At 63.5% G+C, this 25,997-nt stretch carries 25 protein-coding genes and 2 pseudogenes; 15 read left to right on the top strand and 12 right to left on the bottom strand.

Features of this window, described 5'->3' with window-relative positions; translation table 11 throughout:
* Positions 1-9 precede the first annotated feature (9 nt).
* From BM110_RS10885 to dctM, 6 genes are all read left to right on the top strand, one after another.
* A complete protein-coding gene (locus BM110_RS10885) occupies positions 10-1,359 on the top strand; it encodes an MmgE/PrpD family protein (protein ID WP_093513368.1) in 1,350 nt (449 codons plus the stop codon).
* Between the two features lie 9 nt (positions 1,360-1,368).
* Positions 1,369-2,562, top strand: coding sequence for a CaiB/BaiF CoA transferase family protein (locus BM110_RS10880; protein WP_071487921.1), 1,194 nt, complete (start codon positions 1,369-1,371; stop codon positions 2,560-2,562).
* Positions 2,563-2,577: 15 nt separating this feature from the next.
* Positions 2,578-3,423, top strand: a complete 846-nt coding sequence (locus BM110_RS10875; protein ID WP_093121190.1) for an HpcH/HpaI aldolase/citrate lyase family protein — start codon at positions 2,578-2,580, stop codon at positions 3,421-3,423.
* Between the two features lie 72 nt (positions 3,424-3,495).
* Positions 3,496-4,479: a TRAP transporter substrate-binding protein gene (locus tag BM110_RS10870; protein WP_071487919.1), complete on the top strand. Its 984-nt coding sequence runs from the start codon at positions 3,496-3,498 to the stop codon at positions 4,477-4,479.
* A 70-nt stretch (positions 4,480-4,549) separates the two neighbouring features.
* Complete coding sequence (locus BM110_RS10865) at positions 4,550-5,182, top strand: TRAP transporter small permease (RefSeq protein WP_092244098.1); 633 nt, start codon at positions 4,550-4,552, stop codon at positions 5,180-5,182.
* A complete protein-coding gene (dctM, locus tag BM110_RS10860; RefSeq protein ID WP_071487917.1) occupies positions 5,182-6,462 on the top strand; it encodes a C4-dicarboxylate TRAP transporter large permease protein DctM in 1,281 nt (426 codons plus the stop codon). The genes BM110_RS10865 and dctM overlap by 1 nt, the downstream gene beginning before the upstream one ends.
* Positions 6,463-6,508: 46 nt before the next feature.
* Here the strand turns inward: dctM and ampC are convergent, their stop codons facing one another.
* Positions 6,509-7,651: a class C beta-lactamase gene (gene ampC / locus BM110_RS10855; protein WP_093121187.1), complete on the bottom strand. Its 1,143-nt coding sequence runs from the start codon at positions 7,649-7,651 to the stop codon at positions 6,509-6,511.
* 131 nt (positions 7,652-7,782) lie between these two features.
* Between ampC and BM110_RS10850 the strand changes: the two genes are divergently transcribed.
* Together BM110_RS10850 and BM110_RS10845 are read left to right on the top strand one after the other, a co-directional pair.
* Positions 7,783-8,661: a LysR family transcriptional regulator gene (locus tag BM110_RS10850; protein WP_093121186.1), complete on the top strand. Its 879-nt coding sequence runs from the start codon at positions 7,783-7,785 to the stop codon at positions 8,659-8,661.
* A 76-nt stretch (positions 8,662-8,737) separates the two neighbouring features.
* A complete protein-coding gene (locus BM110_RS10845; RefSeq protein WP_093121185.1) occupies positions 8,738-9,922 on the top strand; it encodes a DUF2252 family protein in 1,185 nt (394 codons plus the stop codon).
* Between the two features lie 23 nt (positions 9,923-9,945).
* On the opposite strand, the gene yghX is transcribed toward BM110_RS10845, so the two are convergent.
* Both yghX and BM110_RS10835 read right to left on the bottom strand, forming a co-directional pair.
* Positions 9,946-10,833 carry a YghX family hydrolase gene (yghX, locus tag BM110_RS10840; RefSeq protein ID WP_093513367.1) on the bottom strand — a complete coding sequence of 296 codons (888 nt, stop codon included), beginning with the start codon at positions 10,831-10,833 and terminating at the stop codon, positions 9,946-9,948.
* 44 nt (positions 10,834-10,877) lie between these two features.
* Positions 10,878-11,372 (bottom strand): PaaI family thioesterase, encoded by a 495-nt coding sequence (locus BM110_RS10835; RefSeq protein WP_093513366.1) that lies wholly within the window; start codon positions 11,370-11,372, stop codon positions 10,878-10,880.
* Between the two features lie 121 nt (positions 11,373-11,493).
* On the opposite strand from BM110_RS10835, the gene BM110_RS10830 reads away from it, so the two are divergent.
* Complete coding sequence (locus BM110_RS10830; RefSeq protein WP_093513365.1) at positions 11,494-12,060, top strand: YceI family protein; 567 nt, start codon at positions 11,494-11,496, stop codon at positions 12,058-12,060.
* On the opposite strand, the gene BM110_RS10825 is transcribed toward BM110_RS10830, so the two are convergent.
* A complete protein-coding gene (locus tag BM110_RS10825) occupies positions 12,057-12,947 on the bottom strand; it encodes a DMT family transporter (protein ID WP_093121183.1) in 891 nt (296 codons plus the stop codon). The genes BM110_RS10830 and BM110_RS10825 overlap by 4 nt on opposite strands.
* Before the next feature lie 90 nt (positions 12,948-13,037).
* Between BM110_RS10825 and BM110_RS10820 the strand changes: the two genes are divergently transcribed.
* Complete coding sequence (locus BM110_RS10820) at positions 13,038-14,363, top strand: aminotransferase-like domain-containing protein (protein ID WP_093513364.1); 1,326 nt, start codon at positions 13,038-13,040, stop codon at positions 14,361-14,363.
* A 28-nt stretch (positions 14,364-14,391) separates the two neighbouring features.
* Here BM110_RS10820 and BM110_RS10815 read toward each other — a convergent pair whose 3' ends face one another.
* Positions 14,392-14,823 carry a nuclear transport factor 2 family protein gene (locus BM110_RS10815; RefSeq protein WP_058424070.1) on the bottom strand — a complete coding sequence of 144 codons (432 nt, stop codon included), beginning with the start codon at positions 14,821-14,823 and terminating at the stop codon, positions 14,392-14,394.
* A gap of 246 nt (positions 14,824-15,069) precedes the next feature.
* On the opposite strand from BM110_RS10815, the gene BM110_RS10810 reads away from it, so the two are divergent.
* A complete protein-coding gene (locus tag BM110_RS10810; RefSeq protein WP_093513363.1) occupies positions 15,070-15,288 on the top strand; it encodes a DUF6434 domain-containing protein in 219 nt (72 codons plus the stop codon).
* The gene (locus BM110_RS10805; RefSeq protein WP_071487907.1) at positions 15,285-15,755 is read left to right on the top strand and encodes a RidA family protein; all 471 of its coding nucleotides are present in this window, start codon (positions 15,285-15,287) and stop codon (positions 15,753-15,755) included. The genes BM110_RS10810 and BM110_RS10805 overlap by 4 nt, the downstream gene beginning before the upstream one ends.
* 59 nt (positions 15,756-15,814) lie before the next feature.
* Here the strand turns inward: BM110_RS10805 and BM110_RS10800 are convergent, their stop codons facing one another.
* Together BM110_RS10800 and BM110_RS10795 are read right to left on the bottom strand one after the other, a co-directional pair.
* A complete protein-coding gene (locus BM110_RS10800; RefSeq protein WP_175507963.1) occupies positions 15,815-17,515 on the bottom strand; it encodes an amidase in 1,701 nt (566 codons plus the stop codon).
* A 54-nt stretch (positions 17,516-17,569) separates the two neighbouring features.
* Positions 17,570-18,031: pseudogene (locus BM110_RS10795) on the bottom strand (transcriptional regulator); the annotation flags it as partial.
* Here BM110_RS10795 and BM110_RS10790 point away from each other — a divergent pair.
* Positions 17,998-18,114, top strand: a pseudogene (locus tag BM110_RS10790) (DUF2834 domain-containing protein); the annotation flags it as partial. The pseudogenes BM110_RS10795 and BM110_RS10790 overlap by 34 nt on opposite strands.
* Before the next feature lie 179 nt (positions 18,115-18,293).
* Here BM110_RS10790 and BM110_RS10785 read toward each other — a convergent pair.
* Genes BM110_RS10785 through BM110_RS10775 form a run of 3 tightly spaced genes read right to left on the bottom strand, consistent with a single transcriptional unit; the run spans position 18,294 to position 21,228 of the window.
* Positions 18,294-19,217 carry a sugar ABC transporter substrate-binding protein gene (locus BM110_RS10785; protein WP_093513361.1) on the bottom strand — a complete coding sequence of 308 codons (924 nt, stop codon included), beginning with the start codon at positions 19,215-19,217 and terminating at the stop codon, positions 18,294-18,296.
* 41 nt (positions 19,218-19,258) lie between these two features.
* Positions 19,259-20,392, bottom strand: a complete 1,134-nt coding sequence (locus BM110_RS10780) for a phytanoyl-CoA dioxygenase family protein (protein WP_093513360.1) — start codon at positions 20,390-20,392, stop codon at positions 19,259-19,261.
* Positions 20,392-21,228 carry an SDR family oxidoreductase gene (locus BM110_RS10775; protein WP_093513359.1) on the bottom strand — a complete coding sequence of 279 codons (837 nt, stop codon included), beginning with the start codon at positions 21,226-21,228 and terminating at the stop codon, positions 20,392-20,394. The genes BM110_RS10780 and BM110_RS10775 overlap by 1 nt, the downstream gene beginning before the upstream one ends.
* A gap of 125 nt (positions 21,229-21,353) precedes the next feature.
* Here BM110_RS10775 and BM110_RS10770 point away from each other — a divergent pair, with 125 nt between their 5' ends.
* Positions 21,354-22,379: a LacI family DNA-binding transcriptional regulator gene (locus BM110_RS10770; protein ID WP_093513358.1), complete on the top strand. Its 1,026-nt coding sequence runs from the start codon at positions 21,354-21,356 to the stop codon at positions 22,377-22,379.
* A gap of 33 nt (positions 22,380-22,412) precedes the next feature.
* A complete protein-coding gene (gene iolG, locus BM110_RS10765) occupies positions 22,413-23,408 on the top strand; it encodes an inositol 2-dehydrogenase (RefSeq protein WP_093513357.1) in 996 nt (331 codons plus the stop codon).
* 5 nt (positions 23,409-23,413) lie between these two features.
* On the opposite strand, the gene BM110_RS10760 is transcribed toward iolG, so the two are convergent.
* Both BM110_RS10760 and BM110_RS10755 read right to left on the bottom strand, forming a co-directional pair.
* Complete coding sequence (locus tag BM110_RS10760; RefSeq protein WP_093513356.1) at positions 23,414-24,580, bottom strand: GGDEF domain-containing protein; 1,167 nt, start codon at positions 24,578-24,580, stop codon at positions 23,414-23,416.
* A gap of 109 nt (positions 24,581-24,689) precedes the next feature.
* On the bottom strand, positions 24,690-25,901 hold the full coding sequence (locus BM110_RS10755) for an MFS transporter (protein ID WP_092244039.1): 1,212 nt from the start codon (positions 25,899-25,901) through the stop codon (positions 24,690-24,692).
* Between the last annotated feature and the right edge of the window lie 96 nt (positions 25,902-25,997).

Below are 25,997 nucleotides of genomic sequence, written 5' to 3'. Positions count from 1 at the left end.
GGCCCGACCATGAGCCAAACCCAAGCCTTGTGTCGGTTCCTGGCGGACCTGCACTACGCACAGTTGCCCGAAAACGTCCTGGCGCGCACCGAAGATTTGTACCTGGACTGGCTGGCCTCGGCGCTGGCGAGCAAGGGCGCGCATCCGATTCCATTGTTCGAGCGTTATGCGCAGAAGATGGGGCCGAGTAACGGCCCGGCGCAAGTGATCGTCAATGGCGCCGGCAGCAGCGCCTACTTCGCCGCGTTGGTCAACGGTGCTTCGTCGCACCTGGTGGAGCAGGATGACCTGCACAACAGCTCCGTGTTGCACCCGGCCACCGTGGTGTTTCCGGCTGCCCTGGCCGCCGCCCAGGACCTGGGCAAATCCGGCCGCGACTTGCTGCTGGCCTCGGTGGCCGGCTACGAGGCTGGTATCCGTATCGGCGAATTCATGGGGCGCTCCCATTACCGCATCTTCCACACCACGGCCACCGTCGGCACGTTGGCGGCGGCGGTCGCGGTGGGCAAGCTGCTGGATTTCAACCAGGAACAATTCATCAACCTGCTCGGCAGCGCGGGCACCCAGGCCGCTGGCTTGTGGGAGTTCCTGCGCGATGCCGCCGACTCCAAGCAACTGCACACCGCCAAGGCGGCAGCGGATGGCTTGCTCGCCGCATACCTGACGGCGGATGGGCTGACGGGGGCGCGTAATATCCTGGAAGGTGACCAGGGCTTGGCGGCGGGCATGTCCAGCGATGCCGAGCCGAGCAAGTTGTCCGCTGGCCTTGGCAGTCGCTGGGCGCTGCTGGAAACCTCGTTCAAGTTCCACGCCTCGTGCCGCCATACCCATCCGGCCGCCGATGCGCTGCTGGACCTGATGCAACGCGAACGTCTCGCCGCCGCCGATATTGCCCGCGTCGAAACCCGCGTGCACCAAGGCGCGATCGATGTGCTGGGGCGCGTGAACGTACCGACCAGCGTGCACCAGGCCAAGTTCTCCATGGGCACCGTGCTGGGCTTGATTGGCGTGCATGGCAAGGCCGGTCTCACCGAGTTCCATGAGCTGGCATTGACCGATCCAGCCGTCTCGGCTTTTCGCGACAAGGTCAGCATGACCCTCGACCCCGAAGTCGACGGCGCCTACCCGCAACGCTGGCTCGGCCGCGTCACCGTTACCACGCAGGATGGCCGCACGCTGCATGGCGCTATCGACGAGCCCAAGGGCGATCCGGGCAACACCCTGAGCCGCGCGGAGCTGGCGGATAAATTCCAGCGGCTGAGCCTGTTCAGCGGCGCCCGCACACCGGCCCAGGCCAACGCCCTGATCGAGAAGGTCTGGAATTTGCGCAACGCCACGTCCATGGCCCACTGGCTCTGAGGAACTGTCATGACTAACCCGAGACCGCTGGACGGCATCACCGTTGTCAGCCTGGAACATGCGATTGCCGCGCCATTCTGCACACGCCAGTTGGCAGACCTGGGCGCCCGCGTGATCAAGATCGAACGCCCCGGCGCCGGCGACTTTGCCCGTGGCTACGACGAGCGCGTGCGCGGCCTGGCCTCGCATTTCGTGTGGACCAACCGTTCCAAGGAAAGCCTGACCCTGGACCTCAAGCAGGACGAGGCAGGCGATATCCTCGGCACCCTGCTCGCCGATGCCGATGTGCTGGTGCAGAACCTGGCGCCCGGCGCGGCGGCGCGCATGGGCCTGTCGTTCGAGGCGCTGCACGAGCGTTTCCCACGGTTGATCGTCTGCGATATTTCCGGCTACGGCGAAGGCGGGCCGTACGAGAAAAAGAAGGCCTACGACCTGCTGATCCAGAGCGAAGGCGGTTTTCTCTCGGTGACCGGTGGCCCTGGCGACGACCAGATGGCCAAGGCTGGTTGTTCCATCGCCGACATCTCGGCAGGCATGTACGCCTACAGCGGCATCCTCTCGGCGCTGCTGCTGCGCGGCAAGACCGGCAAGGGCAGTCGCATCGACGTGAGCATGCTGGAAAGCCTGGTGGAGTGGATGGGCTACCCGATGTATTACGCCTTCGACGGCGCACCGCAGCCACCGCGTGCCGGCGCTGCGCACTCAACGATCTACCCCTATGGGCCGTTCCCCACTGGCGATGGTGGCACCGTCATGCTGGGGTTGCAGAACGAGCGCGAATGGGCGGCGTTTTGCGACAAGGTGCTGCTCACGCCTGAACTGGCGGCGGACGAGCGTTTCAGCGCCAACTTCAAGCGCTCGGCCAACCGTGAAGTGTTACGCCAGATCATCGTCGACCGCTTTGCGCAATTGGATGCCGAAGCGGTGATCCAGCGCCTGGAGGAGGCGCAGATCGCCAGCGCCCGGGTCAACGATATGCAAGGCGTGTGGGACCACCCGCAACTCAAGGCGCGCGACAGCTGGCGTGAAGTCGACAGCCCGGCCGGTCCGCTGCCGTCGCTGTTGCCGCCGGCCCGCAATGCCGCGTTCACCCCACGCATGGACGGCGTTCCGGCATTGGGTCAACACAGCCAGGACATTCTCGATCAGCTCGGTTACTCCGGCGATGCCATCGACAGCCTGCGCGCGCGCGGCGTTATCTGAATAAGGAATTGTGTCATGCCAAAGCCATTGGTGCGTTCGGCGTTGTTTGTACCCGGTAGCCGACCGGAACGATTTTCCAAAGCCCTGGCCAGTGGGGCCGATGCGGTGATCGTGGATTTCGAGGACGCGGTGGAAGAGCCGCTCAAGCGCCAGGCGCGGGATAACCTCGGGGCGTTTTTGACGGCGAACCCCGCTGCCCAGGTGTGGGTGCGCATCAATGCGCCGGAACATACCGAGCATTTTGAGGATGTGGCGTTCTGCAAGGCCCATGCGAATGTGGCGGGGGTGTTGCTGCCCAAGGTTGAAAGTGCCGCGCAGGTGGCGGTGGTTGCCGCCACCGGCAAAGTGATCTGGCCGATTATCGAAAGCGCCCGTGGCTTGTTGGCTGTGGCCGAGATCGCCCATGCGCCGCAGGTGCAGCGTCTGTCGTTTGGTGGGCTGGACCTGGCGCTGGACCTGAACCTGAGCAGCAACTCCCCGGCTGCGCAGTTCGCCCTGGACCAGGCGCGCCTGGCGCTGATCGTACACTCCCGCGCCGCCGGGCTGGTCGCGCCGTTGGACGGCGTCCACCCGGCCATCGATGACCCCGAGGGCCTGCGCCGTTCCATCCGGCATGCCTACGAAATGGGCTTTGCCGGGGCGTTGTGTATCCATCCCAAGCAGGTGGCCGTGATCCATGAAGCGCTCGCACCGAGCGCCGCAGACCTGGCCTGGGCGCAGCGGGTGGTGGACGCCGGCGCCCATGGGGCAGGGGCCTACCAGATCGATGGGCAGATGGTGGATGCGCCGGTATTGCTGCGTGCACAAAGGTTGTTGGCGGCCCAGGCGCAGCGTTCGGCCACTCCGAACGCAGGTATCTAAAATTCGAAATTCACTACACGCGTCACATCAGGCACCTTGCCTTACAACACAACAATAAGAAGGTAATTTTCCATGCTCAAGCTCTCCCGGGCGCTGCTGTGCGCCGCCACCTTGTTTGCCGCAGGCCTGGCTCAGGCGGCGGACCCGATCGTGATCAAGTTCGCCCATGTGGTGGCCGAAAACACCCCCAAAGGCCAGGGCGCGCTGTTGTTCAAGAAGCTCGCCGAAGAGCGTCTGCCCGGTAAGGTGAAGGTCGAGGTGTACCCGAACTCGTCGCTGTTCGGCGATGGCAAGGAGATGGAAGCGCTGCTGCTGGGCGACGTGCAGATGCTGGCGCCGTCCCTGGCAAAGTTCGAGCAATACACCAAGCAGGTGCAGATCTATGACCTGCCGTTCCTGTTCAATGACCTGGCTGCTGTCGACCGTTTCCAGGCGGCCCAGGGCAAGGAACTGCTGACCTCGATGCAGGACAAGAACATCCTCGGCCTGGCCTATTGGCACAACGGCCTCAAGCAATTGTCCGCAAACAAAGCGCTGCATGAACCCAAGGACGCCCGTGGCCTGAAGTTCCGCGTACAGGCCTCCAGCGTGCTGGAAGAGCAGTTCAAGGCGATCCGCGCCAACCCGCGCAAGATGAGCTTCGCCGAGGTGTACCAAGGCCTGCAGACCGGCACGGTCAACGGCACCGAGAACACCTGGTCGAACTATGAAAGCCAGAAGGTCAACGAGGTGCAGAAGTTCTTCACCGAGTCCAATCATGGCCTGATCGACTACATGGTGATCACCAACGCCAAGTTCTGGAACGGCCTGCCACCGGACATCCGCAGCACCCTGGAGCAGATCATGGTCGAGGTCACCGTCGAGGTGAACAAGCAGGCCGAGGCGCTGAACCAGTCGGCCAGGCAGAAGATCGTCGACGCCAAAACCAGCGAAATCATCGAACTGACCCCGGAGCAACGCCAGCTGTGGCGCGAAGCCATGCGCCCGGTGTGGCAGAAGTTCGAAGGTGAGATCGGGGCTGATCTGATCAAGGCCGCGGACGCCTCCAATCGGTAACCCCCAATGTGGGAGGGGGCAAGCCCCCTCCCACATATCGATATCTCATTTGCTTTCGCGAGGTTTTGCCATGCAAACGCTAAGGCGCGTCTGGGAGCACCTGGAGGAAGGTTTCATTGCCTTCCTGCTGGCAGCCATGACCCTGGTGACATTCGTCTACGTCATGCTCAACAACATCTACACGCTGTTCTTTGCCCTGTCGGACAAGTGGGCCTTCAGCAGCACCTTCTTCGGTGCCCTGGGCGACCACACCATGACCTGGGCCCAGGACATGACCTGGAGCGTGGCGCTGACCAAGGCCATGTTCGGCTGGCTGATTTTCTTCGGTATTTCCTACGGCGTGCGCACCGCCGGCCATCTCGGCGTGGACGCCCTGGTCAAGCTGACCAAGCGCCCGGTGCAACGCGTGCTCGGGATGTTCGCCTGCCTGTGCTGCCTGGCCTATGCCGGGCTGTTCATGATCGCCAGCTACAAGTGGGTCAGCGCGGTGATGACCGCCCATATCGGCGCCGAAGACCTCGACCAGTACGGCATCGACGTCGGTGACATCGTGATCATCGTGCCCATCGGTTTTGCCATGGTGTTTATCCGCTACCTGGAAATTTTCTACCGCATCCTTACCCACCGTCAGGTCGGGCTGGGTTTGGCCGACGAGGCCGGTGAGGCCAGCAAATTGGCCGGCAGCCATGAGGAGCGTCACTGATGGCCGTGCTCTGTCTGTTTCTGTTGTTGTTCGTGTTCATGTTCCTCGGCGTGCCCATCGCGATTTCCCTGGGCCTGTCCGGTGCGGTGTCGATCCTGATGTTCAGCCAGGACTCGGTGAGTTCCCTGGCGATCAAGCTGTTCGAGACCTCCGACGCCTACACCTTCCTGGCGATCCCGTTCTTCCTGTTGTCCGGGGCGTTCATGACCACCGGCGGGGTGGCGCAGCGGCTGATCGACTTTGCCAACGCCTGTGTTGGGCATATTCGTGGCGGCCTGGCGATTGCGGCGGTGTTGGCGTGCATGCTGTTTGCGGCGCTGTCCGGTTCGTCACCGGCGACGGTGGCGGCGGTGGGGTCGATTGCCGTGGCGGGCATGGTGCGTTCCGGTTACCCGAAGGCGTTCGGTGCGGGGATCATCTGTAACGCCGGCACCCTGGGCATCCTGATCCCGCCGTCGATTGTGATGGTGGTGTATTCGGCGGCGACTGAAACCTCGGTCGGCAAGCTGTTCATGGCAGGGGTAATTCCAGGGTTGCTGCTGGGCCTGATGCTGATGATCGCCATCTACATCGTCGCACGCATCAAGAAGCTGCCGGCCCAGCCCCGGGCGACGTTCCGCGAATGGCTGACCTGCGCGCGCCGCGCCTTCTGGGGCCTGTTGCTGCTGGTGATCATCCTCGGCGGCATCTACAGCGGCATGTTTACCCCGACCGAAGCGGCCGCAGTGGCGGCGGTATACTCGGCATTCGTGGCGTTGTTCGTCTACAAGGACATGAAGCTGCGCGACTGTCCCAAGGTGCTGCTAGAGTCCGGGCGCCTGGCAATCATGCTGATGTTCATCATTGCCAACGCCATGCTGTTTGCCCATGTGCTGACCACCGAACAGATCCCCCAGGAAATCACCGCGTGGGTGATCTCCGAAGGGCTGACGCCGATTGGCTTCCTGATCATGGTCAACGTAGTGCTGCTGGTAGCGGGCAGCTTCATGGAGCCGTCGGCCATTGTGCTGATCCTGGCGCCGATCTTCTTCCCGATTGCCATGAAGCTGGGCATCGACCCGATCCACCTGGGGATCGTGATGGTGGTGAACATGGAGATCGGCCTGGTGCACCCGCCGGTGGGGCTGAACCTGTTCGTGACCTCGGCGGTGACCGGGTTGACCCTGGGGCAGACCATCCGCGCGGCGATGCCGTGGCTGATGATTCTGTTGGTGTTCCTGATCATGGTCACGTACTTGCCGTTCATTTCGCTGGCGCTGCCGCATTGGCTCGGTATGTAACCCAACGTGCAGGAGCCGGCTTGCCGGTTCCTGCGGGGCGTGTGCATCAGTGGTCCAGCGCACTCAGGATCGCATGGGCCACTTTCACCCGTTCGGCATTCGGGTAGTTCTTGTTGGCCAGAATCACCACCCCCATGTCCTTGCTCGGCACATAGGCCACATAGGCACCGAACCCACGGGTCGAGCCGGTCTTGTTGTACAGCACGTTGGCCGGCTGCGCCTGGGCCGGGGCCAACCATTTCACCGTGTGCGGCTCCATGGCCATCGGTGTGGAGTTGCCCTCCATCAGCGCTTGCAGCGTGATCGGGTAGGGGTAGTACTCCCAGCCCAGGCCCTGGGTCATGCCGTTCACCGTGTAGTAACCGGTGTGGGTGGTGGCGATGGCCTGTTGCAGCGGTTTCTCCAGGGTTTGCGGGTGCATGTTCAGCATCACGTACTGCGCCAGGTCCTGGGTGCTGGTCTTGATGCCATAGGCTTCGCTGTCCAGCGCGCCGGGGCCGACGCGCACGGGTTTCTGGTCCTTGTCGTAGCCTTGGGCGTAGGTAGGGATTTTGTCTGCCGGCACGCTGACATGGGTGTTCGTCAGGCCCAGCTTGGGCAGCAGGGTTTTCTCCATGGCGACGTTGAACGGCTGGCCCAGGCTTTGCGCACTGAGGTAGCCGAACAGGCCAATGCTGGGGTTGGAATACAGACGCTGTGCGCCTGGGGCGTAAGTGGGTTTCCAGTGCTGGAAATAATTGAGCATGGTGTCGGCACTGTCGGCGGCATCTGGAAACTGCAGCGGCAGGCCGCCAGGGGTGTAGGTGGCCAATTGCAGCAGGCTGATGCGGTCGAAGGCACTGCCCTTGAGTGCGGCCAGATGCTGGCTGGCCATGTCCGACAGCTTCAGCTTGCCGCTTGCCGCAGCGTAGCCGCCGAGGGTGGCAGTGAAGGTCTTGCTCACCGAGCCGATCTCGAACAGCGTGTCTTCGGTCACGCGTTGTTGCATGTCTTTGTTGGCGACGCCGTAGTTAAAGTATTGCACCTTGCCCTTGTTCACCACCGCCACCGATAGGCCGGCGATGCCTTGCTGCTGCATCAGGGGTTCGACGCTGCTGTCTACGACCTGGCGCAGGTCGGTGGCGGCCATGCAGGTGCCGGAGCTGATAAATAAGGCTGAAATCAGGAAATTTCTGACGTTGGAATTCATGGTTATTCGCTTCCATGTAAATGATGCACTGACGATCGGGGCCTGCGCAGGCGTGGCAAATCTAGTCAGGTTCGGTTCCTTCGACAAACGATGATATCTTGCAGCTGCCATTAGAAAATCTAGGGTAGGACATGCTGCGTTCCCATTTGCCCCTCAACGCCCTGCGCGCGTTCGAGGCGTCGGCCCGCCATTTGAGCTTTACCCGGGCGGCCATCGAGTTGTGTGTGACCCAGGCTGCGGTCAGCCATCAGGTGAAAAGCCTGGAGGCGCAACTGAATGTCACCTTGTTCAAACGCCTGCCACGAGGGCTGATGCTGACGCGCGAAGGTGAAACCCTGCTGCCGGTGTTGCGCGAGTCCTTCGACCGTATTGCTCACACCCTCGGTCAATTTGAAGGCGGGCATTACCGCGAGGTCCTCACCGTCGGTGCGGTCGGCACGTTCGCGGTCGGTTGGTTGCTGCCACGCCTGGCGGATTTTCAGCAGCGCTACCCGTTTATCGACCTGCGTCTGTCGACCCACAACAACCGTGTCGACGTGGCCGCCGAAGGCCTGGATTACGCCGTCCGTTTCGGTGCCGGCGCCTGGCACGGTACGGATGCCTGCGAACTGTTGGAGGCCCCGCTTACCGTACTCTGCATACCGCAACTGGCCGAACAGTTGCACGCACCGTCCGACCTCTTGAAACACACCTTGCTGCGGTCCTACCGCGCCGATGAGTGGAACCTGTGGTTCCAGGCTGCCGGCTTGCCCGCCGACACCCTGCTGCCGCGCAGTATCGTGTTCGATTCCTCGCTGGCGATGATGGAAGCGGCCTTGCAAGGCCTGGGCGTGGCCTTGGCGCCAGCGATGATGTTTGCGCGGCAACTGGAGAGCGATGTGATTCGCCAGCCGTTCGATGTCGGCATCACCACCGGCAGTTACTGGTTGACGCGCTTGCAGTCGCGGGCCGAGACGGCGGCGATGCTGGCGTTCAAGGGCTGGTTGCGGGATATGGCTGCGGAAGATTGAAACGCTTTTTTTGAAACATAATGAAACATTTGTCAAAGGCCAGCGCTCTACCGCAACACCTGCACTGAGTTTTTCCATGAAGATACCGCGCCCCTCCGCCCGCCTGCCGCACCTGACCCAACTACGCAACCTGAAAATGGCCCGCTCTGCCCACGCCTACGTGCGCGGCAGCACCGTGCAATTCTACGAATGGCTGCACAGCCAGAGCGGGCGCCGCTTGCCCCATGGCCCGGCGATCTGGATCTGCGGCGACTGCCACGCCGGCAACCTGGGGCCTACCGGCGATATCAAGGGTCGCATCGATATGCATATCCGCGACCTTGACCAGACGGTGATCGGCAACCCGGCCCACGACCTGGTGCGCCTGGCGCTGTCCCTGGCCACCGCCGCACGCGGCTCGGACCTGCCCGGCGTCACCACCGCGCGCATGCTCGAAGAAATGATGGTGGGCTACGAACAGGCGTTCAAAGACAAGCCTGACGAAGCGCCGCCGCGTCCGTCCCAGGTCAAGGCGGGCATGCGCAGCGCCGTGGCGCGCACCTGGAAGAACCTGGCGCGTGAACGCATCGAGAACGCTCGCCCGAGTATTCCGCTGGGCAAGCATTTCTGGTCGCTGTCGCGGGCCGAAAAGCACGCGCTGCAAACGCTCTGTGCCTCCGCAGACATCCATCAATTGGTGACGTCACTCAAAGGCCGCCCCAAGGACGCCAGGGTCGAGCTGCTGGATTCGGCCTATTGGGTCAAGGGCTGCAGCTCCCTGGGCCTGCAGCGTTATGCCGCCTTGCTCGGCGTGGGCGACAAGGACGACCAGGAATATTGCCTGATCGATATCAAGCAGGCCGTCGGCGCGGCGGCGCCCCGTGTGGCACGGGCGAAGATGCCCAGGGACAATGGCCGCCGGGTGGTGGAGGGTGCCCGTCAACTGTCACCGGGTTTGGGGGAGCGCATGGTGGCGACGCGGATGCTGGACAACGGTTTCTTCATCCGCGAACTGCTGCCCCAGGACATGAAGCTGGAATTGGACGAATTGAGCGAGATCGACGCCATGCACGCCGCCGGTTACCTGGCGCGGGTGGTGGGTGTCGCCCATGCCCGGCAGATGGACCGCGACACCCGCAAGGACTGGATGGCGGTGTTGCAGGAGAACCGTTCCAGACAGCTGGATGCGCCGTCGTGGCTGTGGACCAGCGTGGTGCAACTGGTGGGGAGCCATGAGCAGGGTTATCTCGACCATTGCCGGCGCTACGCACTGGAACATTGAGCCCATCCCTGTGCGCCCCGCGCTCAAACCAGGTATTTGCGGAACCAGCCCAGTGTGCGCTCCCACGCCAGGTTCGCCGCCGCTTCGTCATAACGCGGCGTCGAATCATTGTGGAAACCGTGGTTGGCCCCCTTGTAGATGTATGCCTCATAGGTGGTGCCGGCTGCTTTCAACGCTTTTTCATACGCCGGCCAGCCTTCATTGATCCGCGTATCCAGCTCAGCGTAATGCAGCATGATCGGCGCCTTGATGCGCGGTACGTCCTTGGCTTCCGGCTGGCGTCCATAGAACGATACGGCCGCGCCCAGTTCCGGGTAGGCCACGGCCGCCGCATTGGTCACGCCACCGCCATAACAGAAACCGGTAATGCCGACCTTGCCGGTGCTGCTGTCGTGGTGCATGAGCCATTCGATGGCGGCGAAGAAGTCGTTCATCAGCTTGGTTGGGTCGACTTTCTGTTGCAGTTCCACGCCTTTTTCGTCGTTACCGGGGTAGCCGCCCACCGAGGTCAGGCCATCCGGCGCCAGCGCGATAAAACCGGCCTTGGCCAGGCGCCGGGCGACGTCTTCGATGTAGGGGTTGAGGCCACGGTTTTCATGGACCACCACCACCGCCGGCAATTTGCCCGCCGCCTTGGCCGGGCGCACCAGGTAGCCGCGCACGTTGCCGTTGCCTGTGGGCGACGGGTAGGTGATGTAGTCGGCGACGATGTCCGGGTCGGTGAATTTCACCTGTTCGGCCAGGGCGTAGTTGGGGCTCAGGGCTGTGAGCAGGGCCGAGGCGGTGAGGCCGCCAAAGGTGAACAGGGCGGCGCGGTCGAGAAATTCGCGACGGTTGAGCTTGCCGTGGGCGTAGCCGTCGTAGAGTTCCAGCAGTTCGGGCGCAAAGTCTTTCGCGGTGAGACGAGTCATCGGTGCAGTCCTCGATTAGCGGTGGCCATCAATGTAGACCAGGATCAGCTGTCACGGCCATGGGCGGCGGCGGCCAGTTGGCCGGTGTCGACGCGCACGAAGATCGAGTCGCCTACGGCGGTCAGCACGTCACCGGCGTACACCTCGCAGATCACGCGGGTTTTGCGCCCCACGTCGCCCTCGACACGGGCGCGCAGCGTGAGGGTGACGCCCATGGGGGTCGGCTTGATGAATTTGATGCCCAGGTTGCCGGTCACGCAATCGATGCGCGGCAGGCTGCCGGGTTCGCGGTGTTCGGCGCGGTAGTGGTAGGCCATGGCGGTCCAGTTGGAATGGCAGTCCACCAGCATCGCGATCAGGCCACCGTAGACCAGGTCGGGCCAGCCGCTGTACCTGGCCTCGGGCAGGTGTTCGGCGACCAGGTGGATACCGTCCGCGTCCCAGCGGCTCTTGATATGCAGGCCATGAGGGTTGCTGCCGCCGCAGCCGTAGCAGATGCCTTCCGGCGCGGTGGTGTCCTGGAGCGAAGGGGCGTGCATGCAGCGTCCTTATTGTTGTGGGGCGACTACTCTGTTTAGCAGGACAAACGCCCGATGGGAATAAATCCCTGGTATGAAGTGTCAGCTCGATACTGTGTCTTCACCTGTTGCGGAGTGCTGCATGAAACCTCGAAAGACCCCGGTCGCCGTCCTCGCCTTGATCCTTGCCTATGGTGCCGGCGCCCAGGCGGTGGAGTACAAGGACGTCAACCGCACCGCCAGCCAGATCAGCTTCACCTACAAGCAATTGGGGCAGCGGGTATACGGCACCTTCAGCGACTTCGAGGGCACCTTGACCTTCGATACGCAACAGCCGGAAGCCGGGCATGCCTTGCTCAGGATACAGCTCGCCAGCATCGACGCCGGCAGCCCGGACGCCAACGATGAGCTGCAACGCGCCTCCTGGTTCGATACCGCGACCTACCCGGTGGGCGTGTATGAATCCACCGGTGTCAAGGCGCTGGGGGGGAACCGCTACACGGTCAGTGGTAACCTGACAATCAAGGGCACCACGCGGCCGGTGGACGTCGACGTGGTGCTCAAGGAGCAGGGTGGCATTGGTGTGTTCGACGGCGAGTTCATCCTCAGGCGTGGCGACTTCAAGATCGGCGAGGGCGAGTGGGCCGGCAACAGCGTGGTGTCCAATGACATCAACATCAAGTTCAAGATGGTCGCGCCGCAGCGTTAACGGGCGAACTTCTTCGCGCCAGCCACACAGCCGATCACCGCGACGGTGACCAGCACCATGCCCAGGCTGACCTGCTCATGCAACAGGCCCGCCGCCAGCGCCAGGCCGAAAAACGGTTGAAGCAATTGCAACTGGCCGACGGCTGCGATCCCGCCCTGGGCCAAGCCGCGATACCAGAACACAAAGCCGATCAGCATGCTGAACAACGCCACATAGCCCAGGCCGAGCCAGGCGGGCAGCGTGATGTCGCTGAAGCTCGTGGGCGCCAGTATCAGGCTCAGTGGCCCCACCACCGGTATCGAGACCACCAACGCCCAGCAGATCACCTGCCAGCCGCCGAGGCTGCGTGACAGCTTGGCGCCTTCGGCATAGCCCAGGCCGCAGACCAGCACCGCCAGCAGCATCAGCAGGTCGCCGGCCGGCGCGGCGCTCAAGCCCTGGGCGAAGGCATAGCCCATCACCAGCACACTGCCCAGGATCGAAAACAGCCAGAACACCGGGCGCGGACGCTCGCCGCCGCGTAGCACGCCAAACACTGCGGTGGCCAATGGCAGCAAGCCGATGAACACGATGGAGTGGGCCGAGGTTACGTATTGCAACGCCAGGGCGGTGAGCAGCGGGAAGCCGATCACCACGCCCAGGGCGACAATCGCCAGGGGCATCCACTGCTGGCGGGCGGGGCGTTTTTCCTTGAACAGCCACAGCAGCAACACGCCCAGCAGGGCGGCGATGGCCGCGCGGATCATGGTGAGGAATACCGGGTCGAACTCCATCACGGCCAGGCGCGTGGCGGGCAAGGAGCCACTGAAGATCACCACGCCGATAAAGCCGTTGATCCAGCCTTGGGCGCTGGTATTCAAGGTGTCGAGAGAGGAGGTGCGTTCCATGATCAGGCGTCCGGACAAGGAGGGGTTGCGTTGCGGTCATCCTAGGGGTGAGGATTGAGACAATCAAAAAATTGTCATGGATACAGCCCAATGCCCCGTGCCCGCTACAAGTCGTTGGTCGATACCTTTGCCCAAGCCATCCGCAGCGGAACCATGTCTCCCGGCACACGCCTGCCAACCCACCGGCAACTGGCCGCCGAGCATGGCCTCGCGCTGGTCACCGCCAGCCGGGTGTATGCGGAGCTTGAGGGGATGGGACTGGTCAGCGGTGAAGCCGGGCGTGGCACCTTCGTGCGCGAAATCTCGCTGCCGCCGGGGCAGGGCAGCGGGCAGATGACGGTGGCGCCGGGCATGCTCGACCTGAACTTCAATTACCCCTCGTTGCCGGGCCAGGCGGATATGTTGCGCATGGCGTTGCGCCAGTTGGCACTCTCCGGCGACCTCGAAGCCCTGTTGCGTTACCAGCCCCATGCGGGCCGCTTGCATGAGCGCGCAGCGTTTGCGCGGCATTTGCTCAGTCGAGGGTTGAGGGTGGACGCCGAGCAGGTGCTGCTGGTCAGCGGCGCCCAGCACGGCCTGGCGGTGACGATGATGGCCTTGCTCAAGCCTGGCGATGTGATCGCCGTGGATGCCTTGACCTATTCGGGGTTCAAGGTGCTGGCCGAGACCCTGCACCTGGAAATCGTCGCGATCCCGGTCACCCCGCTGGGGCCGGACCTGGATGCGCTGCACAAGCTGTGTCGCAAGCGCCCGGTGCGCGCGGTGTACAGCATGCCAACCCTGCACAATCCATTGGGCTGGGTGATGGACATGGCCCGGCGCGAACAGCTGGTGTCGATCGCCCGTCAGCACAATCTGATGATCATCGAAGACGCGGCCTACGCGTTCCTGGCCGAAGACGCGCCGCCGCCGCTGGCGACATTGGCACCCGAGCGCACGGTGTATGTGGGCGGGCTGTCGAAAAGTGTCGCGACCGGGTTACGTGTCGGGTTCGTCGCAGCGCCAATGGAATGGGTAAAACCACTGGAGCGCACCCTCATGGCCACTACCTGGAACGTGCCGGGCGTGATGAGCGCCATTGCGGTGGCCTGGCTCGAAGATGGCACGGTGGCGCAACTGGAAGCACAGAAGCGCCAGGATGCCCAGGCGCGGCAGACCTTGGCGGCGCAGGTGCTGAAGGGGCTGGCCTACGTGAGCCATCCGTCCTCGTATTTCCTGTGGTTACCTCTCGGGGAAGAGGCGCGGGCCGATCAGGTGGCCATGAGCTTGCAGCGCGAGGGCATTTCCGTGTCCACCGCCGAGCCGTTTGCCGTTTCGGCCCATGTGCCCCACGCACTGCGCCTGGCCTTGGGCTCGGTTGCGCTGCCAGCGCTGCGCGAAGCGCTGTTGACGGTGCGCAAGGGGGTGGCGTGGTGAGCCGGTTTCAGCGGCTCACCGCTGGGCATCAGTACTTGTAGGCCTGACGTCCGATCAGCAGCCATTTGCCTTTTTGCTTCTGCCAGACCTGGAAGTTGTCGATATCGGTGGGCACTTCAACGCCACTGTTCACCGCCAGGGCATGGAAGTGGTTGCGCACCAGTGCGGTGTCGCCTTGCAGGGTGATGGTCTGGTTTTGCATTTCCAGGGTCTTGAACGCGCTGGTGTGGGTTTCCAGGTCAGCAATGAATTGGTCTTTGTTCTGCACCTTGCCGCTGGAGTGGCCGTAGGTGAGCTTGTCGGAGGTCAGTGCGTGAAGCTGCTTGAGGTCCAGGTGCAGCATGGCCTGGGTCAGTTGGTCGACCGCTTGGGCCACGTCCTTTTCGGCTGGGGCAGGCGCTGCGGCGACATAGCCGCTGAACAGGCACAGAAAACCGATCAACACTTTGACGTTTTGCATGGATGTTTCCTTATTGTTGTTGGGGGCTGGCACGACGGGTTAAGTCGTCGTACAACCATGCAGTATTTCAGATGGGGAAGGAAAGTGAAATTTTGAAATAGCCTGAAAGCTTCGGCTTTATGGCGTTATAAATAGATCTTCTGCTTATGTGATGTCCTAAGACATCAAGCAATGCACGCCTTGCTTCCTGCACGGGTAGCACATCGCTATGCTAGCGCCGAAACCCCACGGCGCCCGAGAGACAACATGGATTTTGACTGGCACAGCGACCCCATCACCCGCACTACCCCCGTCACCCCACACTACAAGAACACTCAGAACGTTCGCCGCTTCATGCTTGAGCACTGCGGCCCGGGGTTCAAGTTCGACCGGCCGTTCATGGCCTGGATTCGCAACGATAGGCCCAAGACCCTGGGCGACATGGTGGATGAGTGGCAACGTCGCAACGAGGAAAAACGCCCATGACCCGCGACGAAAAATACCAGGCCGCCCAATTGCGTATCGGCTATCAGTTGAATGAGTTCAAGATCGGCGGCAACTACACGCCGCTGGTCCGCGATGGCAACCACCTGTATATCAGCGGCCAGATCCCGCGTGTCGGCGATGCCATCGTGCTGCCGGGCAAGGTTGGTGACAGCCTGACCCTGGCCCAGGCGCAAGTCGCCGCTGGCATCAGCGCGTTGCGCTGCCTGGGGTTACTCCAGCAAGCCCTGGGTTCGCTGGACCAGATCAAGGCCATCCCGCGCATCACCGTGTACGTGCGCAGTGCCGAGGATTTTGATCAGCAGAGTGAAGTGGCCAACGGCGCGTCGGACCTGTTGCACGAGGTTCTCGGTAGCGCCGGGGTGCATACGCGGACGTCGATCGGCGTGATGCAGCTGCCGAAGTCGGCGGCGGTGGAGATCGACATGATTGCGCTGGCGCACGGCTGAGCGAGCGATGATTACCCACGGCACGGCAATCCTGTTGATTGCCGTGCCCCTGCCTTGAGTTAGAGTGCCGGCGTACGCGGCGGCACCAGGCGCTTGCTGCCGGTCGACTCATACGCCGACGCAAACCGCAGCAACGCCGAGTCATCATAGGCGCGCCCGGCAAACGTCAGCCCCACCGGCATGCCGATATCGGCCATCACGCCCATGGGCACGGTGACGGTCGGCACGCCCAGGTGGCGGATGGCAAGGTTGCCGTTGGCCACCCAGACACCGTTGCTCCAGGCGATGTCGGCAGAGGCTTCGTTCACATCGGCGTCAGCCGGGCCTACGTCGGCCACGGTGGGGAACAGCACGGCGTCGAGGCCAAGCTTGTCCATCCAGTCTTCCAGGTCGATCCGGCGCGTCTGTTCCAGGCCGCGCAGGCCATCGGGGACGGTGCTGATCCGGTCCCACGGGGTGATGCCACGCTGGGCCATGCGCACGTACTCATCCATGCCGGCGGCCAGGTCGTCTTCGCGGTTGGGCAGGGTGCCCGGGTCGTGGGGGAAGATCTTCGGCCCGTCCACATCCGCCAGGCGGTTGAGCGCTGGATCGTCGTTGGCGCGCAGGAAATCATCGAAGGCCCAGGCCGAGAGTTCCCACAGTTCATCGTGCAGGAATTCCTTGGACACCAGCCCACGGGTAAACACGGTGGGCGCGCCGGGGCGGTCGCCTTCGCAGTTGGACACCAACGGGAAATCCACGTCGATCACTTCAGCGCCGGCCGCCACCAAGGCTTGGCGGGCGTCGTTCCACAGGTCGATAACGCTGGCGCGGGTGTTGATCTTCTGCCCGGTGGGGCCGCCGATGCCGGGTTTCTCGCTGGTGCCGGCGTCGGGGTCGGCATTGATGTACATGCGCGGTACGCCAAAGCGCTTGCCTGCGAGGGAGGCCGCGCTCACGGCCAGGTCAGCGTAAGACGCCGGGCGCACCGAGGCGACGCTCGGGATCGGCACCCAGGGCTGCAGGCGCCACAGGTCGCCACGGGTGTCCGGGTCTTCGGCCACCACCACATCGAGCACTTCCAGCAGGTCGGCCATGGTGCGTGCGTAGGGCACCACCACGTCCATGGTGGGTGTGAGCGGCCAGTTGCCGCGCACCGAAATCACCCCCCTGGACGGCGTGTAGGCGCACAGGCCGTTGTTGGACGCCGGACCGCGCCCGCTGGACCAGGTTTCTTCGGCCAGGCCAAAGGCCGAGAAACTGGCTGCCGTCGCCGTGCCGGCACCGTTGGACGAGCCCGAAGCAAACGGTGCCGTCAGGTAGTTGGCGTTGTACGGGCTTTCCGCCCGACCATAGACGCCACGCTGCATGCCGCCATTGGCCATCGGCGGCATATTGGTCTTGCCCAGGCAGATAGCGCCGCCGGCGCGCAGGCGCTCGATGGTGAACGCATCGCGTTGGGCCACCAGGTCGGCAAACGCCGGGCTGCCGGAGGCCGCCGTCAGGCCCTTGACCAGGTAGCTGTCCTTGGCGGTGTAGGGAATGCCATCCAAAGGCCCCAGGGTTTCGCCTTTGGCCCGGCGCGCATCGGACGCCTCGGCTTCTTCGAGCGCCCGGGGGTTGCGCACCACCACGGCGTTCAAGGCCGTGGCGGTCTGCGGACCGTCATAGGCATCGATCCGCGCCAGGTAGGCTTCTACCAGTTCAACGGCCGTGGTCTGGCCGGATTCAAGTGCCGCGCGCAATTGGGCAATGGAGACTTCGGTAACTTGCATCAGGTTTTTTTCGCCGCCTTCAGGTGGGGGTATGGCGGCAGTCTACGTACAGATATTTCACAAAACCAGCGCGGCATAACTCGCATAGGCCGCGCGCATCACCTGCCAAGTGGCGTCGTCGGCAGGAATCAGATGTTCGATGCGCAGGGAGGAAAGGGTGATGTCCTGGGGCATGCCGAAGGTGGTGAAGGTGGAGAGAAAACTCAGTTCGCCCCGGCTTGAGCGGATGCGCGTCAGCACCAGCGGCGGCATGTCGGCGGGCAGCTCGGTGCTGGCCGGCGTCGGTAAACGCGCCAGCAGGGCGGCCAGTTCAGGATTGCCCAGCGCCTCACGGGTGGCGCGTTGCCAGGCGAGGGTGCGGACCTCGTTGGCGTTGATCAGGTGATCGCCCAGGCCGCCCGACTGCAACAGCGTGGTCAGCAGGTTAAAGTCCTCGGCTGAATCGGACGGGATGCCAGCCAGATCAAACAACACGGCGGTGCTGGCGGTCGCTGGCTTCGCTGGTGCCGTATTTTGTGCTGACGGCGGTGTTTGTGTCGGTGGGGCCGTTGCTTTATCTGGTGGTGAATGGGCTTGAACCGTTCAGCGAGAAGACCGGTTGACGCAAACTCCCTCGGGTGAGAGGGCTTGATGTGGCGAGCGGGCTTGCCCCGCGTTGGGCTGCGAAGCGGCCCCAATAACTGATGTCGTGGTTCAACTGAAACACCGCAGCGGTTTTAAAAGGGGCCGCTTCGCAGCCCAACGCGGGGCAAGCCCGCTCGCCACAACAGGTTCGTTCGGCTCAAGGGTTGAGGAAGGCCTGGTAGTTGTCCTTGGTGATCTGCTGATAAGGAATGGTCAGCTCAGGCGTGTACGGCTCCTTCTTCACCATCTTCACCGCCAGGTCGATCGAGCCCACGGCCTGGCCCTTGTTGTCCTGATACACCGTCACCAGCAACTGGCCTTTCTTCACCGCATCCAGCCCGGCAGCCCCACCGTCGCTGCCCGCCACCAGGATGTCCTTGCCCGGCTGCATGCCCGCCTGGCTGATCGCCATGGCCGCGCCGATCGCCATCTCATCCGCGTTTGCCGCCACCGCATCGATTTTGCGCCCGGACACGATCCAGTTGTTCATCAGGTCAATCGCTTTGCTGCGCTGCCACTCCGCGCTCTGTTCCTCGACGATCTTGATGTCGGGATACTCCTTGAGCACGGTCTTCACCCCCAGCGTCCGATTATGCGTGGCGTTGTTGGACAGAAGCCCGAGCATGATCGCCAGGTTGCCCTTGCCACCCATCTTTTGCGCCAGGTAACGCATCTGAATTTCACCGGCCTTGACCTCGTCCGAGCCCACATACCCTACGCCCGGTGGCAACTGCTGAGCATCCGGGCGGCGGTTGACGTACACCAGCGGCGTCTTGGCTTGCTGGGCGTTGGCGGTCATTTTTTGCGTGGCAGCAGTGTCCACCGGGTTGACGATAATCGCGTCCATGCCCTGGGCGGTGAAGTTCTGCACCTGGTTGAGCTGGCGCACCACGTCGCCCTGGGCGTCTTCGAATTGCAGGGTCACGCCGGGCAGTTGCTTGGCGTGGGCGGCCATGTAGTCACGCATCTGCGCGAGGAAGACGTCGTCGACCTGGGCGATGCTCACGCCGATACGGATGTCGGCCAGCGCCCAGGGGCTTATCGCCAGGGTCAGGAGTGCCGCAAGGAGTTGCTTCTTCATGATGGTGCTCCGTTGTTTTTGTTGTTGTTGAAACAGAGGGTTCACGCCTGGCGCTTGGTCCGCAGTTGCTCCACGGCAGCGGCAAACGCCGGGAATGGCCAGCGTTCGTCGAGGGCTTGCTGCATCAGTTGCTGCCCGGTTTGCGGGGCCAGGCCCTTCAAGGGCGGGTCGGTGTCGAGGTTGGTGGGGAAGGAATAGCCGTCGGCGGTGCAGGCGATCACCGCCGCCGCGGCCTGGGCATCCAGTGCGGTGTTGTCCAGCAAGGCCGGGTACACCGCCAGCATCATGCGGTCGCGGTCGAGGGCTTCCATGGGCTTGCCGAACGCCGAGGAAATCTGCAACAGGTTGGCCATGCGTTGGCGGTCGGCTGTGCGGTTGGTGCCGGCGGCATGGAACAGCGCCGGGTTGAAGAACAGCAGGTCGCCCTTGTTCAGCGGCAGTTGCACGGCGTGCTGCTGGAAATAGTCGATAAACTCCGGACGCCGCCACGCCAGGTAACCCAGGGCGTATTGCTGGGAAAACGGCAGCAACTGAGTCGGGCCGGTTTCCAGCGGCATGTCCGAGTGCGCCACCGCGCCTTGCAACGTCAGGTACTGGGACAGCAGGTGCAGGGGCAGGGGAAAGCGCTCCACTACATCATTGGTCTGAAAGCCCAGGTGGTAATCGCGGTGCGGTTGCTGGGCCTGGCCACCGGGATGCACCACGTTGACCTGCGCCGTGACCTGATAGCTCGGCCCCAGCCACGCCTCGGCAATCAACCCCAACAGCGGGTTGGCGTAGTACTCCACAAACGACGCCGGCGACTGCAGCGCGGCTTTCTGCAATGAATTCCAGATGCGCCCGTTGCTGCCGGCCTTGGCGAAGTGATCGGCCGCCACGCCCTGCGCCGCCTCATGGGCGAAGATCGCCTCGAACACCTGGCTGTGGCGGTCGACCACTTCCAGGTCTTCATAGGCCCGGCGCACCACCATCACCCCGGGCCCCTCGCGGAACAGGTGGTGAAGTTCATTCATCACCGCCAGGCGGTCGCTGTTGCGCAGGGTGTGGGCCTGATAGATCGGCACATTGCTCTGCACTTGAGCGCAGAGAGGGTAATCCTCTCGGCTCACGCGTTGCGCACAGATGTCATTGAAATCCGCCAGGCGCACGGCCTGTTCCGTCACGAACGCCGACATCACACACCTCCCAGCGCCTGATTCGGTTGCGGGCTGCCGCCGTCGGTACAGCCGACCACGCCTTGTTCCAGGTCGATCACCGAGCCGGTCATCATTCCCGACTCGCTGGACAGCAGGAAGGCCACGCTGCGCGCCACTTCTTCAGGCTTGAGCAGGCGCCCGAACGGCTGTGCGCGCTCGGCCTTTTCCAGCCAGCCATCCTGGGCACCGTGGTACTGGCGCTGGATGTCATCTTCGTGGGGCGTGTCCATCCAGCCGATGTTCAGGCCATTGACCCGGATGCGATTGCGCAGGGCACTGAACGCCACATTTTTGGTGAGGATCGCCAGCGCGCCCTTGGACGCGGCATAGGCACTCAGGAACGATTGCCCGCCGTGCCCGGTGACGCTCTGGATATTCACCACCGCGCCTTCCACGCCGTTGCTGATCATCAGCTTCAGCGCCTCCTGCATCAGGAAAAACGGCGCCCGCACATTCACCGCCATCAGCCGATCAAACAGCTCGGGCGAGGTGTCCAGGATGGTGCCGCGATCCGACATCCCGGCGCAGTTGACCAGCCCATGCAAGGTGCCGAAGTGGGTACGCGCCGCATCGATGATCGCGCGGCAATCCTCGACCTGCTCCAGGTCCGCCTCGACAAAAAACGCCGGGCAATCCAGCTGGGCCAACTGCCGCACCTGCTCTTCACCCTGGGCGCGTCGTCGCCCGCAGATGATCAGCCCGGCGGCGCCACGTTGCGCCAGAGTACGGGCGACCGCCGCGCCCAGGCCCTGGGTGCTGCCGGTGACGACAAAGTATTGGCCGCTGAACGACGTGGCGAGATCGGTGTTAGGCATGCAGTTCTCCAGGAGTTTTTGTTGTTGTGCATCGTCCGGCTCGACGCCGGACAAAACTGAGACTAGCATTGCAAAACCTCAGTAATACCCAAAAAACACCTCAAAAACACCTCATGCGAGGCTCCATGCTCGAACGCGCCAAACACTTCTCCATCAAGCAACTGGCGATGCAGGCCGGCGTCAGCAAAGCTACGGTCGACCGCGTCCTGCATCAGCGTGGCAGCGTGCATGCCCAGACCCGGCGGCGTATCGAGCAGGCGCTGGAGGAGTTGGAGTCCCAGGAAAAAAACGGCCTGGCGGTAGGGCGCACGTTCCACGTCGACGTGATCATGCACACGCCCAAGCGCTTCAGTAGCGCGGTGCAGACGGCGATTACCGCACAACTGGGCAGCCTGGCGCCGTTCCGCATTGCTCCGCGCTTTCACCTGTTCGAAGAGATCGAGCCCCAGGCCATGCACGATCAACTGCTGCGCTGCCTGGATACCGGCAGCCAGGGCGTGGTGCTCAAGGCCGCCGATGAGCCTGCGGTGAACCTGGCGGTCAAACAACTGATCGCGGCCGGGATTCCGGTGGTGACCCTGGTTACGGACCTGCCGCAAAGCGAGCGCATCGGCTATGTCGGCATGGACAACCGCACCGCCGGCCAGACCGCTGCCTACCTGATGTCGCGCTGGCTGCCGGCGCAGCCCCAGGACGTGGCGGTGGTGATTGGCAGCGAACTGTTCCGTGGCGAAGAAGAGCGCGAGATGGGCTTTCGTGCCTGGCTGCGTGGGCGTGCCGCGCACCTGCGAGTGCTGGACGTGAGCGGCGGCTTTGGGGTGTACGACCGCACCTTCGAGCGGGTGACCCAGGCGCTGCAACAGCATCCCGAGCTCAAGGCGGTGTACAGCGTCGGCGGCGGCAATCGCGCGATTGTCGACGCGTTCGCGGCCCTGGATCGGCCACTGGAGGTGTTTATCGGTCACGACCTTGACGAAGAAAACCGCCAATTGCTGCGCGAAGAAAAGGTCGCGGCGATCATCGATCACAACCTGCAGATCGATGCCCGCCACGTGTTCCTGCACATCCTGCACTACCACCGGCTATGGAAGGCCGGGCCGATTGCACCGTCCCAGGTGCAGATCGTCACGCCGTTCAACCTGCCGGACTGAATCTCCCTCAATAACAACATCAGGAGTTCGACCATGCTGAGAATCGCCGTCCTGGGTGCCGGGCGCATCGCCAGGATCCACGCCGCCAATGTCGCCGCCCATCCCAATGCCACGCTGGTGCTGGTGGCCGACCCCTGGCGCGAAGGGGTCGATGCATTGAGTACCCAACTGGGGTGTGAGGCGGCCTACGATTGCGCCGCGGTGCTTACCCGTAATGACATCGACGCCGTGGTGATCGGTACGCCCACCGACACCCATATCGACCTGCTGCTGGCGGCGGTTGCCGCAGGCAAGGCGGTGCTCTGCGAAAAGCCCATCGACCTCGATATCGTCAAGGCTCGTAGCGCCGCCCAAGCCGTGGAGCGCCAGGGTGGCCGGGTGATGCTCGGCTTCAACCGGCGCTTCGACCCCGACATGCTGCGCCTGCGCGCGGCCCTCGATGCCGGTCAGATCGGCGCGGTGCGCCAAGTCATCATCACCAGCCGCGACCCCGGCCTGGCCCCGCGTGACTACCTGGCCCACTCCGGTGGCATCCTGCGCGACATGACCATCCATGACTTCGACACCGCCCGCCACCTGCTCGGCGAAGAACCGGTGGAAGTCAGCGCCATCGCCAGCCGCCTGGTCGACCCCGCTCTGGCCGAGATCGACGACTACGACAGCGTGATGGTGCTGCTGCGCACCGCCTCCGGCAAGCAATGCCACATCAACTGCTGCCGCCAGGCGGTGTACGGCTACGACCAGCGCGTCGAAGTCTCCGGCGCCACCGGCGTGCTGCTCACCGACAACCACCGCCCCAGCACCCTGCGCCACTGGAGTGCCGAACACACCGAGGCGCTGGAGCCGTTGCAGCACTTTTTCCTGGAGCGCTATGCGGATGCGTATCGCAATGAGCTGGCGCAGTTCATCGACGCATTGAACAACGGCACAGCATTACCCACCAGCGTGCGGGATGGGTTGTATGCGTTGCATTTGGCGGAGTGTGCGTTGGAGTCGGTGAGGACTGGGCGTGGGGTGGCGGTCAGTTAAGACCTTTAGCCAAAGGGGCTGGCGCCCGTGCGGTCGACGAGGCGAATGCTATCGCGCCCACCGCGCTTGGACTCATACAGCGTGGTATCCCCTTGCTCGATCAGCGCCGTCAAACTCGGCGGCGGCTGGTCGAACAGGTTCGCGCCAATGCTCAGCGTCACCGGCGCCGGCGTGGTGAAGTGCTGTGCGGCCAGTTGCTGGAACTGGTCGCGCAGGCTGCTGCCCAGTTCGACAATCTGTTCGGTGGACGCCGGGTTCAGCAGGATCACGAATTCATCCCCGCCCAGGCGGGCGGCCAGTGCGCCTTGGGGCACCACGCTGCGGATCATCTCGCTGAGGGCGATCAGCAGGCGGTCGCCGGCGCTGTGGCCGTGGAGGTCGTTGACCGATTTGAAGTTGTCGATGTCGATCAGCAGCAGGGCGCCCGGTTGTGCGGGGGATACCTGGGCGAGCAGGCGTGGTGCGCGCAGGTCGAGGGCGCGGCGGTTGTAGAGAGCGGTGAGCGGGTCGCGGGCGGCGAGGCGGGCGATCTGCTGTTCGCGGCGATAGCGTTCGGAGCCGGTCATCGACAGTGCGATGAGCATGATCGCCATGGCGCCTTCCACCAGGGAGATCTGGATGATCTCGCCCTTGAAGGCCGCGAGGTCGATCAAGGTGCCGGGTATCAGCACCGAGAGCGCCTTGGCCACATAGAACGCGCCATGGATCAGCAGCACATAACGCAACTGCACCGCGCCGATGCTCAGGGACTTGCCGTGGGGGCGCAGCAAGAAGCTGGCGCGCAGGGTCGGCAGCGCCACCAACAGGGACTGCACCGCCAGCATGGCTTTGGACCATGATGGATCGGCCGGCAACATCAGCATGCCCAGCCAGACCAGCAGCATCAGCAACCACACGGGCGACAGCCGCGTTTGGGTGAACCGCGCCACACCCAGTAAAAACAGGAAGTGCGCGGTCACCAGCAGGCCGTTGGCGAACCAGATGCCGATCATCAGCAAGCCATTGAGCCGCAGCAGGGCGAGGGTGGAGCCGACGGTGATCGTCGCGAAACCGGCGCTCCAGCACAGCAGCGAAGGTTCGCGCACACTGCGCCATTCAACGGCCAGGTACAGGGCGGCAGCGGCTGCCAGGGCAACGGTGAGTGCCAAAATGGTGGGAGGGTCGAGCGTCATGTCTTGCCGGGTCTGCCTGGTGTGCGTTTAGAACCGGGATTGTAAGCGCACACGCAGGTTTTTCAGAGCATTCCGTGTGATGGCACACGGCCAGGCGATGTTCGGCAGGTCAGGCGCCCTTGGTCGAGGGCAGCAAGATGGTCAGGATGCCCACCAGCGGCAGGAACGAGCACAGTTTGTAGACATACTCGATGCCGTGGGTGTCCGCCAGCAGGCCGAGCAGCGCCGCGCCAATCCCGCTGAAGCCGAACATCAGGCCGAAGAAGATCCCGGCGATCATGCCCACATTGCCGGGCACCAGTTCCTGGGCATACACCACGATGGCCGAGAAGGCCGACGCGATGATGAATCCGATCACCACGCTGAGTACCGCCGTCCAGAACAGGTCGACGTAGGGCAGGGCCAGGGTGAACGGTGCCGCGCCGAGGATCGAGAACCAGATGACTTTCTTGCGGCCGATCTTGTCGCCGATCGGCCCGCCGGCGAAGGTGCCGACGGCCACGGCGCCGAGGAACAGGAACAAATACATCTGCGAGCTTGCGACCGACAGCTGGAATTTCTCGATCAGGTAGAAGGTGAAGTAGCTGGTCAGGCTGGTCATGTACCAGTACTTGGAGAACACCAGTACGGCCAGCACCACCAGGGCAAAGGTCACGCGGCCTTTGGACAGGCCATGGGTGGCTTTGCCGCCTTGCTTGAGCTTGAACAGGTTGAGGTGGTGGCGGTACCAGCGGCTCAAGCCATACAGCACCAGGATGGCGAACACCGCAAACAGCCCGAACCAGGCGATATGGCCCTGGCCGTAGGGGATGATGATCGCCGCTGCGAGCAGAGGGCCCAAGGCGCTGCCGGTGTTGCCGCCGACCTGGAAGGTCGACTGCGCCAGGCCGTAGCGCCCGCCGGAGGCCAGGCGCGCGACGCGGGAGGTTTCCGGGTGAAAGGTCGACGAGCCCACGCCCACCAGGCCCGCCGCCAGCAGGATCGCCGGGAAGCTGCCGACAAACGCCAGCATCAGGATGCCGACCAGGGTGCACACCATGCCCGCCGGCAGCAGCCAGGGTTTGGGGTGGCGGTCGGTGTGATAGCCGATCCAGGGTTGCAGCAGGGAGGCGGTCAACTGGAAGGTCAGAGTGATCAGCCCGACCTGGGTAAATGTCAGGCCGTAGTTGGCCTTGAGCATCGGGTAGATCGATGGCAGCACAGCCTGGATCAGGTCATTGATCAAGTGGGCCAGGGCGCAGGCACCGAGGATGCGCATGACCAACGGGCTGGCCTGGGGTGCAGTGGTTGCAGCGGCGGGTGACGCGGTAAGGGTCGACATGCAGGCATTCCATACAAGGCAGCTAATCAGAGGCGGCCACTTCTTAAGGTGGCCATCCATTACAAAATGATTCGGCGTTCATGCTAGATTTGTCAG

This window comes from Pseudomonas sp. NFPP28, assembly GCF_900115535.1.
GTDB lineage: Bacteria > Pseudomonadota > Gammaproteobacteria > Pseudomonadales > Pseudomonadaceae > Aquipseudomonas > Aquipseudomonas extremorientalis.
Note: the sequence above shows the minus strand (reverse complement) of the source record. Positions and strands in the feature narration are given on the sequence as shown.